The sequence below is a fragment of the Thalassotalea litorea genome (genome assembly GCF_005843925.1).
Lineage (GTDB): Bacteria > Pseudomonadota > Gammaproteobacteria > Enterobacterales > Alteromonadaceae > Thalassotalea_A > Thalassotalea_A litorea_A.
Genome location: NZ_VCBC01000005.1, coordinates 191,218 through 207,362, shown reverse-complemented (window position 1 = coordinate 207,362; position 16,145 = coordinate 191,218). Strand labels below are relative to the sequence as shown.

At 43.7% G+C, this 16,145-nt stretch carries 14 protein-coding genes; 7 read left to right on the top strand and 7 right to left on the bottom strand.

Features of this window, described 5'->3' with window-relative positions; genetic code table 11:
• Positions 1–97 precede the first annotated feature (97 nt).
• Positions 98–1,318, top strand: a complete 1,221-nt coding sequence (gene nhaA / locus FE810_RS06335; RefSeq protein WP_138319187.1) for a Na+/H+ antiporter NhaA — start codon at positions 98–100, stop codon at positions 1,316–1,318.
• A 425-nt stretch (positions 1,319–1,743) separates the two neighbouring features.
• Here nhaA and FE810_RS06330 read toward each other — a convergent pair whose 3' ends face one another.
• The 4 genes from FE810_RS06330 to udk are packed head-to-tail and all read right to left on the bottom strand — an operon-like array spanning position 1,744 to position 5,855.
• Positions 1,744–3,114, bottom strand: coding sequence for an alkaline phosphatase (locus tag FE810_RS06330; protein WP_138319186.1), 1,371 nt, complete (start codon positions 3,112–3,114; stop codon positions 1,744–1,746).
• 36 nt (positions 3,115–3,150) lie between these two features.
• The gene (gene deoC / locus FE810_RS06325) at positions 3,151–3,915 is read right to left on the bottom strand and encodes a deoxyribose-phosphate aldolase (protein WP_138319185.1); all 765 of its coding nucleotides are present in this window, start codon (positions 3,913–3,915) and stop codon (positions 3,151–3,153) included.
• Positions 3,916–3,932: 17 nt separating this feature from the next.
• A complete protein-coding gene (locus tag FE810_RS06320; RefSeq protein ID WP_138319184.1) occupies positions 3,933–5,180 on the bottom strand; it encodes a NupC/NupG family nucleoside CNT transporter in 1,248 nt (415 codons plus the stop codon).
• A 36-nt stretch (positions 5,181–5,216) separates the two neighbouring features.
• Positions 5,217–5,855 (bottom strand): uridine kinase, encoded by a 639-nt coding sequence (udk, locus tag FE810_RS06315; RefSeq protein ID WP_138319311.1) that lies wholly within the window; start codon positions 5,853–5,855, stop codon positions 5,217–5,219.
• A gap of 232 nt (positions 5,856–6,087) precedes the next feature.
• On the opposite strand from udk, the gene FE810_RS06310 reads away from it, so the two are divergent.
• A complete protein-coding gene (locus tag FE810_RS06310; protein ID WP_138319183.1) occupies positions 6,088–7,305 on the top strand; it encodes a phosphopentomutase in 1,218 nt (405 codons plus the stop codon).
• A 115-nt stretch (positions 7,306–7,420) separates the two neighbouring features.
• On the top strand, positions 7,421–9,670 hold the full coding sequence (locus tag FE810_RS06305) for a TonB-dependent receptor (protein ID WP_138319182.1): 2,250 nt from the start codon (positions 7,421–7,423) through the stop codon (positions 9,668–9,670).
• A 179-nt stretch (positions 9,671–9,849) separates the two neighbouring features.
• On the opposite strand, the gene FE810_RS06300 is transcribed toward FE810_RS06305, so the two are convergent.
• From FE810_RS06300 to add, 3 genes are all read right to left on the bottom strand, one after another.
• Complete coding sequence (locus FE810_RS06300; RefSeq protein WP_370738920.1) at positions 9,850–10,497, bottom strand: hypothetical protein; 648 nt, start codon at positions 10,495–10,497, stop codon at positions 9,850–9,852.
• Positions 10,498–10,595: 98 nt separating this feature from the next.
• Entirely contained in the window at positions 10,596–11,300 is a 705-nt protein-coding gene (deoD, locus tag FE810_RS06295) for a purine-nucleoside phosphorylase (protein ID WP_138319181.1), read from the bottom strand.
• Positions 11,301–11,333: 33 nt separating this feature from the next.
• Positions 11,334–12,347: an adenosine deaminase gene (gene add, locus FE810_RS06290; RefSeq protein WP_138319180.1), complete on the bottom strand. Its 1,014-nt coding sequence runs from the start codon at positions 12,345–12,347 to the stop codon at positions 11,334–11,336.
• Positions 12,348–12,674: 327 nt separating this feature from the next.
• On the opposite strand from add, the gene aroG reads away from it, so the two are divergent.
• The 4 genes from aroG to FE810_RS06270 all read left to right on the top strand — a co-directional run bounded on the left by aroG (position 12,675) and on the right by FE810_RS06270 (position 16,143).
• Positions 12,675–13,724, top strand: coding sequence for a 3-deoxy-7-phosphoheptulonate synthase AroG (gene aroG, locus FE810_RS06285; RefSeq protein ID WP_138319179.1), 1,050 nt, complete (start codon positions 12,675–12,677; stop codon positions 13,722–13,724).
• Between the two features lie 10 nt (positions 13,725–13,734).
• Entirely contained in the window at positions 13,735–14,124 is a 390-nt protein-coding gene (locus tag FE810_RS06280; RefSeq protein ID WP_138319178.1) for a DUF2750 domain-containing protein, read from the top strand.
• Positions 14,125–14,217: 93 nt separating this feature from the next.
• Positions 14,218–15,678 carry a COG3014 family protein gene (locus FE810_RS06275; protein WP_138319177.1) on the top strand — a complete coding sequence of 487 codons (1,461 nt, stop codon included), beginning with the start codon at positions 14,218–14,220 and terminating at the stop codon, positions 15,676–15,678.
• 30 nt (positions 15,679–15,708) lie between these two features.
• On the top strand, positions 15,709–16,143 hold the full coding sequence (locus tag FE810_RS06270) for a YcfL family putative periplasmic lipoprotein (RefSeq protein WP_138319176.1): 435 nt from the start codon (positions 15,709–15,711) through the stop codon (positions 16,141–16,143).
• Positions 16,144–16,145: the final 2 nt, after the last annotated feature.

Genomic DNA, 16,145 nt, shown 5'->3' with positions numbered 1-16,145 from the left:
TGATAGCCGATAATGTAAGCTTTTGCCCGTTGCAATGCCAATTAAGAGACTAAATTTGCAACCCAGTCGTAAGTAGAAAGGAGTTAACGAGTCAGGTATGAATGAAGCACCGACAAATTCGAATAATCAAGATCAAGAAAATTTTATCTTAAGCTTTTTTAAGCTTGAATCCTCTGGCGGGATCATTTTAATGTTCGCCGCAGTTTTGGCAATGGTGTTTGCCAATACCGAGCTTAGAGTCTATTACGATTTATTGTTAAGTACGCCAGTTGCCGTGATCGTGGGGCCCTTAGAAGTCGCTAAGCCTTTGTTACTTTGGATAAATGATGGGTTAATGGCCGTATTTTTCTTTCTCGTTGGTTTAGAGCTCAAACGAGAGTTGATTGAGGGTGAATTAAGCGATCGGCGCAATATTATTTTACCGGGCGTCGGTGCGGTAGGCGGCATGTTAGTGCCTGCTATGGTTTACGTGTATTTCAATTATGATGATCCAATGTTGCGTCAGGGGTGGGCAATACCCGCAGCAACTGACATTGCATTCGCTTTAGGGGTACTGAGTCTATTGGGCTCTCGAGTGCCGAGTAGCGTAAAAGTGTTTTTAACATCGCTTGCAATATTTGATGATATTGGTGCCATTATTATTATCGCGATGTTTTACACCGACGATATATCCTTTGTAAGTCTTGTCGTTGTGGCTTGTTGTATTCCGATTTTATATTTGTTTAATCGCTATAAAGTTGAAGCTCGAAGCTTGTATATGATGGTTGGCCTGATCATGTGGGTTGCGTTGTTAAAATCCGGTGTTCATGCCACATTGTCCGGTGTTCTGGTTGCCTTATTTATCCCGTTAAAATCTGCAACTCGGAAAAACTTTTCACCATTAAAGAGTCTCGAACATGACCTACACTCGGTCGTCGCCTTTTTTGTATTACCGGTATTCGCATTTGCAAACGCTGGCATCAATTTAACTGGCGTTGGTACAGAAGCGCTATTACACAGTGTTCCTTTAGGGATTGCCTTGGGATTATTTGTGGGCAAGCAGGTTGGTGTATTCGGGCTTTGTTATTTAGCTATCAAAGCAGGGTGGACGCGATTGCCGACTGGTATGAATTATACCGCGCTTTATGGCACTGCAGCGCTTTGTGGTATTGGTTTTACGATGAGTTTGTTTATTGGTTCGCTGACCTTTGAAATGGGCGGGATGGACAAATTTTTCGATGAGCGAATTGGCATAATTGTCGGTTCGGTACTTAGCGGTATTGTTGGCTTCGTGCTGTTGAAAATTTCATTAAAAGCGCCGCCAGAGCAAAGCAAGTAAGGTATGTCACGATAAGCGCGTTGTCATGAACAACGCGAGTTAAACAAACAAAAGATAAAGAAAACGGGACCGTTGAAGGTCCCGTTGCTATTTAAAGGGGCAATTTCTATTTGCAGTTGATTTGTAATTGTTTCCTTTAATAGTCGTAAAGCCAGAAAGGTCGCGACATTAAACAATGATCAGACAATCTCGCTATCTAACTAAATTACCCACATAAAGTCACACATAGGTGTGTCCTTATTTAGTTACATTGAGTGAGATATCAACCTTCAGTGTAACCAATTAGGCACACTATGTTGCTTATTGATAGTGTTGCGCTAGCTGCTGAATTTTTAAATTTGAATATTGAACTCTGAATTTCGAATTCAACAATTTTACTACTCAGCAATCAACGCAAAAAGCGTCATTTTAAATGATTACGCCTGTTAATCTTTCTTATCGTTTAAAAGATGAAATAATTCTTTGCCAATATCGGTATTGTCCTGAAAGCCAGAAAATTTATCTGAGCCAGGGCCGATGGCATAAACGGGAACGTCAACACCTGTGTGACCACCGGTTGTCCAACCGGTATGGGTTTTGAGATCCAACAAGGATTTAAGCGCCTGATAAATGCCTTTTTCATCATCGGCTTTAATTAAGCTCTTAAACTCATCGCTGGATAAATCAAAACCAAGCAAATGTTCGACCTCAGCTTTTTCAAGATCATCGGTTTCAATCGCTGTAGCGATCGCTTTTGGGCTTTGCTTGAGATTTTTCAGCCACTTTCCTTGCCATTTATACTCACCATCGCGACCAATGCTAACCCCTCCGGTATTGTGATCGGCGGTTAATACGACAAGAGTGTCTTGCGTTTGATTGGCGTATTCCTCAAAGAATCGCATGGTTTTTGCTAAATCATCCATTTCGCCCATCGCATAGGCGATATCATTAGAATGTCCGGCCCAGTCCACCTGACTTGCCTCAATTATCAAAACAAACCCGTGTTTTTCGTTTTCCAACTGGGCGACTGCGACTTTCCCCATGGTTAATAAGCGCGAGTCAATTTCGGAATCAAGAGCAGACGGCAGAGCGATGTCAGCCAATAGGCTTAATACATTGGTTTGGGAACCTGTATTTAGGGTTTCAAGCTGTTCATATGAATCAATATAAAGATATCCTGAGTCGGTAAATTCTTTTACCAAATCTCGATCATCGCGTTTGAAATAGCGTGTTCCACCGCCAATAATAACATCGGCGATGAGTTTTTCTTCGGCTCGATTATCGAAAAAATCATCGGCGATTTCGTTGTAGTTTCTTCGACTCTCATTTTTAGCGATGTATGAAGCGGGGCTGGCATGGACAATCTGCGACGTTGAAACAAGGCCTGTGCGCTTGCCCTGAATTTTTGCGTACTCTAGCACGGTTAACAATGGCGATTTATTAATGTCCACCCCAATGGCACCATTATATGTCTTTACACCGGTTGCCAATGCCGTCGCACTTGCTGCAGAGTCCGTCACGTAACCTGACATTTTATGGGGGTAAGTTGAGGAAGAGCCGACTAGCAGTCGATCAAACACGGTTTTTTCGACGACGTTTGTTTGCGGGTCATCTTTGAAATTTCGATATAGCACCGGATAGACAGGGCCCATACCATCGGCAATGACCATGATGATGTTTTTTGGCGAAGAGGACGTTGTTTGTTGCGCTTTTAATTCTTGCTCATTTGCTAATTGCTGCGCGTACGTGGGCGCGAGTGGGGAAAGCAGGGTGGTTGTAATGAATGCGCATAAAGCAACGTTTGTTTTAGCTCTCATAGAATTCCTTATTCAATTGACATCGCTAAACTGGTGTCAATATTTTGAGTTTAAATCTCCAGATTCCTGACCCAATTCGCTGAGCAGGTTGGACAATAGGCCGCTGGCGCCAAATCGAAATGTCTTTTTGCTGAGATAGTCATTTCCGAGTCTATCCGCACCAAGCTGCATATAGCGCACAGCATCGTCAAGGGTGCGAACACCGCCAGCGGCTTTGAATCCGACTTTTGGGTTGATAACTGCAATGACATCAAGCATTGTTTTTGCGGCTGACAGGGTAGCATTGACGGCAACTTTACCAGTCGACGTTTTAATAAAATCTGCGCCAGCATTAATCGCAATTTCACTGGCTTTTTGAATGAGTTTGGCCTCTGCCAGAATACCGGACTCAATAATTACTTTCAGGAGAACTTGGTTACCGCAAGCCGCTTTTACCTGTTCAACCATAGCTTTGGGCGTGTCGAGGTTGCCCTGCATTAATGCTTGATAAGGCAATACCAAATCGACTTCATCGGCACCATAATCGATGACCTGATTGGTTTGACTGACAATCATATCTATCTGGCCATTACCGGATGGGAAATTCACCACCGTAGCGATTTGAACATCACTGCTCGCAAGTTTCGCCTTTGCCTGCGGGATAAATTGCGGATAGATACAAATTGCCGCGGTATCGCCTTGATTTGTTCGCGCTTGTTGGCAAAGGTTATCGATCACGGCTGGGCTATCATCGTCATTAAGACTGGTTAAATCCATTAATGCGATGGCCAGACGAGCGGCAATATGACGATCTTCAAACATACATCATGTCCTTGTTTTTACTGCAAAGAGATAAACACGCCAGCAATGGCTGCGCTCATCATGTTCGCTAAACTCGCGGCTAATACGGCTTTTAAACCCAGTTTGGCGATATCAGGACGTCGATTCGGGGCAAGTGAACCAATACCACCGAGCAATATTGCAATGGATGATAAATTAGCAAAACCACACAGTGCAAATGTCACAATGGCCTGAGTATGGGCACTTAAACTGTCTTTATTGGCGATGAAATCAACATAGGCGACAAACTCATTGACGATAATCTTTTGTCCAAGGAAACTACCGGCGATATTTGCTTCAGACCATGGCACGCCGAGAATATAAGCAACCGGTTGGAACAGGTAGCCGAGGATTAGTTGTAAAGACAATTGGTCGAAGCCAAAAAGACTACCCAGCCAACCAAGTAATCCGTTTAACAATGCGATTAATGCCACAAATGCCATTAACATCGCACCCACGTTCAGCGCCAGTTGTAGTCCTTTCGCCGCGCCGTTTGCGGCCGCGTCTATCACATTGACGCTATCGTCATGTTGGTCTTTATGAGTTAAATCATGCAAATCGTTTTTAGGCTCTTCGGTTTCAGGCAAAATCAACTTTGCCATTAACAAGCCACCGGGGGCGGCCATAAAGCTAGCAGCAATTAGGTATTTAAGCTCAACGCCTAACCCGGCGTAACCGGCCAATGTAGCACCGGCAACAGACGCTAAACCACCAACCATTACCGCAAACAACTCGGAACGGGTCATGGTGGGCAGGAAGGGTTTAACTACCAAAGGGGCCTCGGTTTGACCGACGAATATATTTGCAGTGGCGGATAAGGATTCAGGGCGAGACGTTTGCAAGAATTTTTGCAATGCACCACCAACCAGTTTCACCACTTTATCCATGATCCCCAGATAATAAAGCACGGAAATAAGTGATGAGAAAAATACGATGATTGGCAATACCCGGACGGCGAATACGAAGCCTACACCGTTTTCAAACATGGCGTCGGTGCCGAGACCACCAAATAGAAAATTAATCCCGTCTTTACCATAACCGATAACATTATCAACGGCGCTAGATACCGCGATTAATGCATCCTTACCCCATGGGACGTAGAGAACCAATGCGCCTAACGAGATCTGAATAAACAGCGCACCAAGTACGGTTCGCCATTTTATGTGTTTCTTATCTCGGCAAACTAAATAGGCAATCGCCAATAATATCAGTATGCCTGCCAATGCTCTTAAGGTTGAAAAATCCATGGGTTACCTTTTTTGTTCCGCAACGTCTTTTGCATGTTAGTTTTCCTTTACCAGTTCGCGAATCTTCGCCTTGATTAGCTCTAACGCCCGGCGATTTCGGCCACCGCGAGTAATCACAATGTCTGCATGGTTTCGGGAGGGTTCAATGTACTGAAAGTACATAGGGCGAACGGTTAAATAATATTGATCATGGATCGATGACAAATCACGCCCACGTTCTTCTATATCTCGTTTAATACGGCGCAATAAACATATGTCTAATGGCGTATCCATATAAATATTGATATCGAACCTTTTTCTGAGTTCCGCGCAGGTAAATAGCATAATGCCTTCCACCAATACGACTTTCGCAGGTTTCACCCGAATCACTTCGTCTTTGCACCGGGTATGCGCTTTGTAGTCGTAAACGGGCATTGCCACTTCTTGGCCCTGACTTAACTTGCTTAAGTGTTCAGTCAATAAATCATGTTCGAAGGCATCGGGATGGTCGTAATTTGTTTTTACTCTTTCTTCTAAGGGAAGGTGATCCTGACACCGGTAGTAGGCGTCTTCGTTGATGATGGTCATACTATCTTGACCCAGTTCACCAATTAACTCGTTATAGATAGTTTTTGCAAACAAAGACTTGCCGGAAGCAGAGGCTCCAACAACGGCAATGATTGTGAGATGGTTGATAGACAAAATACGTCAGCAATCTAAAATTGATGCAAATAGTATCGCTTATTTTGCCCTAAAAACTAGCAAAATGTTAATAAATTATGACCTTAGCAAATGATTATCTAACATTTTTTGATCATTCGGTTGCTAATTAACCGATTAGCCAGGCAATCACATTACGCTGTCTTACATTAATCTGTCTTTAACATTACTATACTCACTATATTGTGTTGTTACTGTGGAACTTATTATGGCCCGTGCGCTAATTTTGGTAGTTGATGGATTCGGTATTGGTGCGGCCCCGGATGCGGCATCGTTTGGTGATGTAGGTGCGAATACGTTTGCGAATTTAGCCGCTAAGTTTTTAGAGCTGGAAGGCCGCACTCTGGCATTGCCCAATTTAGGCAAAATGGGGTTGTTTGAAGCGGCACAAGCTGCAGGTGGCGAGCCATTATCGGTGCAATCGCAAACCGCCACTGCTGGAGCCTATGGTTATGCGGCGGAAATCTCGTCTGGTAAAGATACACCAAGTGGTCACTGGGAAATGATGGGGGTTCCGGTGCTTTTTGAATGGGGCTACTTTCATGAAAAAACCAATTCATTCTCACAATCTTTATTAGAGCAAATCTCAATCCGCACCGGGATTGAAGGTGGACTCGGCAATTGTCATGCATCCGGCACCACAATTATTGCGCAACTCGGGGAAGAGCACATGCAAACAGGCGTGCCGATCCTGTATACCTCGGCCGATAGTGTGTTGCAGGTTGCAGCCCATGAACACACCTTTGGTTTAAGTAATCTCTATCGATATTGTGAACAGGTTCGTGAACTTCTCGACGATTTAGATCTGAATATTGGACGGGTCATTGCCAGACCTTTTATTGGCGATGATGCGGCCAGCTTCCAACGTACCGGTAATCGTCGCGATTATTCAATACTACCGCCCGGCAAAACGGTATTAGATGCAATCCATAACAATGGTGGACAGGTTGTTAGTGTCGGTAAAATTGCGGATATTTTTGCTCATCAGGGAATTAGCCGTAAAGTGAAAGCGACTGGACTTGATGAACTGGTGGATACGTCATTGGTGGAATTTGAGACCGCCAAAGACAACACTCTGGTATTTACTAATCTGGTAAACTTTGATCAAGATTATGGCCATCGCCGTGATCCAATCGGTTATGGTCAGGCGCTAGAGTACTTCGACACTCGCTTACCTGAAATATTTTCATCTCTACGGAACGATGATTATCTGTTTTTAATCGCAGATCACGGTTGTGATCCCACTTGGCATGGAAGTGACCACACTCGCGAGTTTGTGCCCATTCTCGCCTGGCAACCAAACATGAAAAGCATTGATTTAGGACAAAGAAATACCTTTGCCGATCTTGGTGCTACCATCGCTGACATTTTTAGTTTACACCCACCCGAATATGGAACTTCGTTTAAAACCCTGCTAACGTCATAAAAAGTTAACGATTTGCGGTGAAATCGGTTATCATTCGTAACTGATTGTAAAGTCGTCAATCGCCTGAAATAAATAATAAAAAGCGGGTTGAAATTAATGTCACAGGGAGACAACCATGAAAACCTTCAAACCTAGTACTCTGGCAATGAGTATTAATGGCGCGATATTATCTGTTGCTGCACTTGCAGCCAGTCCAACTCTTGCAGAAGAGGAGAGTCAACAAGTCGATTCTTCAAAGCTGGAAGTTATCGAAGTTACCGCTCGTAAGCGAGTTGAAACGGTTAAAGATGTACCAGCCACGGTTACTGCTATGTCAGCAGATAATATTAAAGATTACTTAGGCGCCGGTGAAAACGTTCGTGCATTAGCCGGTCGTGTACCGAGCTTACAAATCGAGTCTTCAAACGGTCGTCAGTCACCTCGTTTTTATATTCGTGGTCTAGGTAATACTGATTTCGACGTTAATGCTAACCAGCCAGTATCTATGGTTTTGGACGATATCGTTCTTGAAAACCCAGTGTTAAAGGGCGTACCTTTATTTGATATTCAACGGGTTGAAGTTTTAAATGGTCCACAAGGTACTTTATTCGGTCGTAACACCACCGCTGGTATCGTAAAGATTGAAACTGTAGCACCGCAGTTTGAAAATTCTGGTTATGCGAGCACCGGTTACGGTAGCCGCGATACATTCTTCCTTGAAGGTGTTGCGAACTTTGAGTTATCTGACAACTGGGCAACTCGTATTTCCTTGAAGCACCAAGAGCGTGGTGCCTGGGTTGATAATGAAGCGCGTGATGAAAAGGTTGGCGGATATGAAGAGCTAGCGTATCGTTTCCAACTGTTGTTTGATAACGATAGTGGTACACGTGCACTATTAAAGCTGCATGGCTTTGACCAAGACGGTGATATGCCGCAAATCTTCTATGCCAATGCAATCAAATCGGGTGAAGAAGGTCTTCGCTCTGAATTTGACGAAACCAAAATTTCACATGACAGCCCGTCAGGCTTCAATATGAAACATAACGGTGGTAGCTTCAAATTTGAACATGATTTTGATGCATTATCGTTTACTTCTATCACTGGCTACGATTCATTGGAAAGCTTTAGCTATGCCGATATCGATGGTGGTGAAACGGATTTCTCAGGCATTGAAAACCAATTAGGTAAGCAACTTTGGTTCAACGTTGCCTCTGGCGATGGTCTGAATGAACACTACCAGTTCACCCAGGAACTTCGCATTTCCGGTGAAACCGATAATTTCTATTATCAGACTGGTGTTTTCTACTTCAAAGAAGACTATACCGTTGATAACAAAGATCTGGATGTTGCAGGTAATACGACCAATTTCTATCAAATTGATCAGCTAACAACATCTGAAGCCATTTTTGGTCAAGTTGAATACACGCCTAACGATAGCTGGGCCTTTACTCTAGGTCTTCGTTATACGTGGGACGATAAGTCACTTGATATCCGAAGCATCGATTTAATGTCAGGTAACTCAACGACGACATTTGAAATCGACAAAGACGACAGTTATGCAAACTGGGACGTTGCGGCTCGTTATACCATCAATAACGATTTGACTGCCTTCGCTCGAGTCGGTAATGCATCGCGTGGTCCGGTAACGATTGGTCGTTTCGGTTTCCCAAGTGAAGCGGATACAGAAACTCTAACGTCTTATGAAATCGGTTTGAAAGCAGATTTATTCGATGGTAATGCGCGTTGGAATATCACGGCTTATACCTATGATATTGAAGATCAACAGTTAACAGCAACTGGTGGTGAGGCAAATACCAACTCATTGTTAAATGCCGATAATACATACGGTGCTGGTGTTGAGACTTCATTTGAAGCGGTTATCACGGATAACTTAACTGCAAACGTCAACATGAGTTACAACAAAACTGAAATTCAGGATAGCGAGTTAAAAGCTGAACGCTGTTCATCTACGCCAGTTTGTAATAGTTCTGATGAAATTGCCAACGTTGTTGATGGCCCGTTTGGTCCTGTTACGACGGTATTTATCGACGGTAATCCATTGCCTCGTGCTCCGGAATGGTTAGCAAACATCAACCTTGCGTACGAATATCCAATCAGTGCTGGTTACTTATACGCACAAACAGATTGGAACTATCGCAGCGAGTCTAATATTTTCTTATACAACTCAACGGAGTTTGTTGCAGAAGAACGTTGGATCGGTGGATTGCGTTTCGGTTTTAAGAATGATGACGGTCTTGACGTCGCGGTTGTTGGCCGTAACATCACGGATAAAGTTGTTGTTGATGGTGCGCTAGATTTCCTTAACTTAACTGCGTTTGTAAACGAACCACAGTTCTGGGGTGTTGAAGCGTCTATCGGCTTCTAAACACAGTAGTGTTTACCCAATAGCTAAAAGCCAACCTTCGGGTTGGCTTTTTTGTACATGGAGGTACTTGGTCGCGATATAATCTCCCTGATATCTCGACATCGATAAATCCCATTATCTTTGTTCCCTTACCAAGGCTAGCTGGATGCGATAACGGGTATGGTGCCGGCAGAATTTCTTTAGTCTTTATATCCCCATGGTGCAGCCGGCGGTGTGATCGGTTTGGTCAAATCAAAGTCTACGCGAAACTCTCGACCCTGACGGATCATCCGATAGGTAAACGTTTCAGGGTAGATAAACATCTGCCAGGTATTGCCATTGGACTGTGGGATCCCTAAATCAACAAACAATTCTTTTGAGTATTGATCGGCGGGAAAAGATTGTGCCTGCGACCAACCCGCATCTAAGGTATGGCCACCATACATGGTAGATTTATCACTACTGCCATCTTGATGGCGGTGATCATGCTTTAATTGCAACCCCGAACCGGTTTTACTGAGCAACCAGGTTCTTGATGAATCATCACCTACGTGAAACGGGATTTGCAGTTGCTGTGCGCTACATTTGCGCACATGCATGATCAGTGTTTTGTTGGCAAAGCCATCGCCACCGGCATTGTCCACGGTCACTGTACCCTGATAGGCTTTCCCACAATGCTTTTTGATGTTATCAAAAAATTCGTCATGGGATTTGATCGACACCAGCTCAGCTTCAAAAACCTGGGGCTGTTTATCATTATTTCCCTGACTCGACGCCAATGCTGGCGCCGCGCCCATAGTCATAGCCAGCGTTGTTCCAATCAGCAAACTTAGTGGTAATATTTTCATTGTTTTGATGTATATCGCTTTTTTGTAAATCGTTTGGTTGTAAATAGTTTTCATGTAATCAGTTATCGCTTAAAAAATACCGCCTAAACAAGTGTCATTTAAACAATGGATTCCAATGTGATTTCCATCATATCTTTAAATGTTGTTTGTCGTTCTTCTGAGGTGGTTTGTTCACCGGTTTTTATATGATCGCTGACCGTAAATACCGCCAGCGCTTTTTTTCCATATTCCGCAGCAACACCATAAAGTCCCGCAGCTTCCATTTCTACGGCCAAAATTCCCATCGCTTCCATTTTTGCGAATAACTCAGGCTCAGGGGTATAGAATAGATCTGCAGTAAATACATTACCGACGTGAACCGGCTTACCGAGCTTTTCCGCAGATTTTACTGCATTGTTCAACAGTTCATAATTGGCGATAGCGGCGAAATCGTGCTGGCTTAATCTTGAGCGGTTGACTTTAGAGTCGGTGCTAGCGCCCATGCCAATGATCACATCGCGAAGTTTTACATCGTCACGCACTGCGCCACAGCTGCCAATGCGGATAATGCTCTCTACGCCATAATCTTTATATAATTCTGTCGCGTAAATGGAAATCGATGGGATCCCCATACCCGAACCCATCACTGAAATTCGTTTGCCTTTATATGTTCCGGTGTAACCAAGCATATTACGTACCTGGGTTACACACCTTGCATCCTCAAGGAAATTCTCGGCGATGAATTTAGCGCGTAACGGATCGCCAGGCATTAATACGGTGCTGGCAAAGTCATTGGGTTTTGCTTCGATGTGTGGAGTTGCCATAGTTTGGTTCTCTTATGGGTAGTTCAATGTTGTTTAACCAGAAATCTGGTTACCTAATTTTCGTTGTCTTAACGCATACTTTTCATTGTCACTAAGAAACGCTGCGGTTAAGGCATTTTCTTGTATGTGCTTAAGTTGCTCGTCACTAAAACCGAGCAGGTTTTTAGCAAGCTGATACTCATGAGCAAGCTCTATGCCTTCAACTGCCGGGTCATCAGTATTTAACGTGGTGAGTAACCCTTGTTCAACAAATTGTTTGATTGGGTGTTGGATCAAATTGCTGATGGTGCCTGTTTGATAATTGGATGTCAGGCAGGACTCTATCGCGATTTGCTGTTCAGCCAGGTAGTTCATTAACGCCGGATCTTCAATACTTTTCACACCATGACCAATGCGCTGAGCACCCAAATGTTTAACCGCACTCCAGACACTCTCTGGGCCGGCGGCTTCACCCGCATGCACGGTAACTTGCATATGGCTGGCTCGAGCTTTATTGAAATGCTCAATAAATTTTTCTGCAGGCTGATTCAGTTCATCGCCGGCTAAATCGATTGCGACAAGGTGTTTTTGATGAGCCAGTAACCCATCTAATTCCTGCTGGCATGCTTCAATACCAAAGGTTCGGCTCAAGATACCAATTAAATTCGCTTTGACATTAAAATCTTTGCACCCTTGCTGAACACCATTGATCACCGCTTCAACAACGTCGGCAATGTTGAGGCTGTGGTTCATCGCCATGTAATAGGGAGAAAATCTAAGTTCGGCATAATCAATGCCGGCAATCTTTAAGTCTTGTGCGTTTTCGTAACCGACTCGGTAACAATCGTCTAATGTTTTTAACACCTTAACCCCCCAATCCAATTTACTGAGAAACTCGAGTAAATCACTCGCTTTATCGGTAATGGTGACATGGGGAATAAATGCCTGAAAATTATCAACCGGCAAATCGATGCCATGGTGTTGCGCTAAATCCCAAACGGTTTCAGGCCGGATATTACCGTCTAGGTGACGGTGTAAATCAATAAGGGGAATGGATGTATTAACCATGATATTTCGCTTTTTACGGGGTTACGGCAATTAAGCTATTTTCAACACAGTCTGACTTAAGCCAAAACAATATTTGTATCGTTAGTGGCTGCCGACGTTAGCCTAAGCCCTGATAATGGCTGTTAGTTTAACGCATACTGGCGTGTTTTTAATATTTATTTAACCTGAGGTTAATTTATAGTTGGAATAAACCATAAACATTGCTAGATTTAGCCAATCGATATAAGAGTAAATACTCTTATTGTATTCGTTCAGATTTTATCAACGATATCCAACCCATCGAAAACCAACCATTGATAGAAATTACCGCGACAAAAGGAAGTATTCATGTTTCATCAAACCGACGATGTAAGAATAAATAAGATCAAAGATTTGTTACCGCCAGTTGCACTGTTAGAACGTTATCGTGCGAGTGAAATGGTTTCAAAAACGGTTTTTGAAGGACGTGAAGCCATTCACAACATGCTGGCGGATAAAGATGACCGGTTGTTGGTCGTGATTGGCCCATGTTCCATCCATGATACGGATGCAGCGCTGGAATATGGTAAGCGTTTAGAGAAGTTGCGCCGCAAATATGCCGATAGACTGGAAATTGTCATGCGCGTCTATTTTGAAAAGCCGCGTACCACGGTTGGTTGGAAAGGGTTGATCAATGACCCGTATTTGGACGGTAGTTTTCATATCAATGAAGGGCTGCGTCTAGGTCGCAAACTATTATTGGATTTAAATGCCCTAGGCTTGCCGACGGCCGGTGAATATCTTGACATGATCACTCCCCAGTATATGGCGGATCTTATGTGTTGGGGAGCAATTGGTGCTCGTACGACTGAGTCCCAGGTACATCGTGAACTGTCCAGTGGCCTGTCTTGTCCGGTTGGTTTTAAAAATGGTACCGACGGTACCATCAAAATTGCCATCGATGCCATTGGTGCTGCCAGCGCGCCACATCACTTTTTATCGGTGACCAAGCTGGGTCACAGTGCGATTGTTGAAACCAAAGGAAATAAAGATTGCCATATCATCCTGCGCGGCGGAAAAGAGCCGAATTATCAAGCGGAATTTGTCAATGATATTAGCGCACAACTCGCCGCAGCAAACCTTCCTGAAAAGCTTATGATTGATTTTTCCCATGCCAATTCGCAAAAGCAATATAAGAACCAAATGCTGGTGTGTGATGATGTCTGTCAGCAGATTGTTGATGGCAATCGTTCAGTCTTTGGCGTCATGGTTGAAAGTCATCTTGTGGAAGGAAGACAGGATCTGGTCAATAATAAGGCTGAGACTTTTGGCCAGAGTATCACCGATGCCTGTATTGGCTGGCATGACACAGAAGTGTTACTCGACAAACTGGCGAAAGCTGTCAGTACCCGTTTATAAGGTTTAGTTAATGAGTAAAGAACTTGAACAGCAATCGCTAAAACTATCGGCAGAGCAGCGTTTTGAGCTGTTTATGAATCGCTTAATGAGCGAGCAACAGGCATGGATCCTTACCGACGAACATGGTTGTGTAATGCTCACCGATGGTGATGAAGATTTGGTGCCGTTTTGGCCGAGTGAGGAAACCGCAAGGCATTGGGCCAGCGAGGAATGGTCGAAATGCCAGCCCAAAGTATTATCATTTGATGAACTTATCGATAAGTGGCTCCCGGGCATGGAAGAAGATGAATTGGCAATGATTATTTTTCCTGCGGATGATTTACAAGGGCGTATTCTTCACCCTTGGGAATTTGCGCAACTGATTAAAAAGAAGCAGGAAAAGTTAGCAAGAAAAAATTAATTCATACTATTTTTTCATAACTATTAAATAGTTAATTACAATTTAACGATAAAAATTGTCGATATTCGCGAACAGTTGTGGTTAATTTACGTCATGGGAATACACTTCGTACCTTTAATCAAACCCACCAAACTCAGAGTTTTGTTTGGCTCACTGGGCGTATTGGCATTTCTTGCCGGTTGCGCAGGAATGCAATTTTCCGATATGTTCAGTGGCTATGCCCAGCAAATGCAACCAGTACGCGCTCAGATAGACCAGGGACAGGTCCAGCAAGCACAATCATTGCTCGTTCAACGTGGCAAGACAGAAAACAGTTATGCCTTAAGCCAGCTCGAAAGGGGCCGCCTAGCGTATCTGGCGAGTGACTGGTCAGCGAGTCAACAAGCCTTTGAAGAGGTTTATAATTACGTAAAAACAACCAATGAGCAGGCTAAAATACGAGTCAGTGAATCACTAAACCAGGCCAGTGCGCTGCTGAGCAATGACAACGCCTTGCCCTACATTATTCCCGCCTATGAACAGAGTATGATGCACTCGTATCAAGCCATAAACTATCTAATGCAAGGGAACCGGGAAGGGGCATTAGTCGAAGTGAGACGAGCCAATATTGTTCAGGAAAATGCGTTAAAACAAAATCAGCAGAAAATTGATCAAGCCCGCAACGATACCTTACAAAAAGCTGACGTGTCAGAATCCAGCCTTTATTCCAGCTTTCCAGATATGGAGTCGACGCTAGCCGATGTGAAAAGCGGTTTTCAAAATGCCTATACTTTTTATCTTTCGGGCGTCCTCTATGAAGGCAGTAATGAATTAAACGATGCCTATATTGACTACAAACGGGCATTACAAATTTATCCTGATAATCCTGTGATTATCAATGATGTACAGCGCTTGGCTAAGCGTTTACAAATGCAAGACGATATTGAAAGGTTTGATAATCGCTATGGAACTTATCGACCCAAAAGCGAAAACGCCCAAGGCATGGGTGATGTCGTTGTGATGATTGAGCTAGGGCAGATTATTCCCCGCCAGGACGCCAGTATTAACATCCCAACGAGCCATCATGGCAGTTTACGTTTCTATTCTCTTTCTCTACCTTCCTACAACAATGCCAGTCGGTTTGCCGCGCCGGCAAAAGTGCAGTTAAGCCTTGGTGAACGTTCATTGCTCGCGGAGCCAATTCTAGAGTTATTACCACTTGCGAAGTTTCAACTGTATGATCAAATGCCAGGCATGGTCGCGCGTCAGGTGTTGAGAATTTTTGCCAAAGAAGAAATTCGTCAGGAAGCAGCACGCTCTGGTGGTGACGTGGGTAACGTCCTTGCCAGTTTATACAATATGGCCTCAGAACGCGCAGACACACGTTCTTGGTTAACATTACCACAGCAAATACAGGTATTACGGCAACCGGTGAATGCTGGTCCGCAAAGCATTCGTATTGACTATAATGGCCAACAGCAACTTATTGATGTAGAAGTAAAAGAAAGCCGTATAACCCTGATCAAATTGACCGTGACCGGGAATTATATTGGCTACGTAAGCTCTAACCTATAATTAAGATCATAAGATCTCGGGAGTATGTTTATGCGCAAGCTCGTTTTAATCGCTCTACCATTATTGATGCTATATGGTTGTGCCAGTGAACCCGATACCGCTGGGATCGGTACCGACCCCATGACGCAGGGAGATAATTACCAGGATTACCTCAAGGTAAATAATCCTGAACTGGGTAAACGTCTGAAAATTACCGATGTGAAATCCAGAAAGACGAATGAGTTTTTAGAGGTCAATCTGCAATTGCTCAGTACCTACGATAAAACGCAGAATCTGCAGTATCAGTTTTACTGGTATGATGCCGATGGCTTTGTAATCGAACCAGGCAAAACCCCCTGGAAAGCTATCGCCTTGCATGGTCAGCAAAATTTAACGTTAAGAGCCATGGCACCGGTAAAAAACGTCGATAAATTCAGCCTTTATGTACGCGAAGTACCTAAAGAAGTATATAAATTCGAAGACTAAAA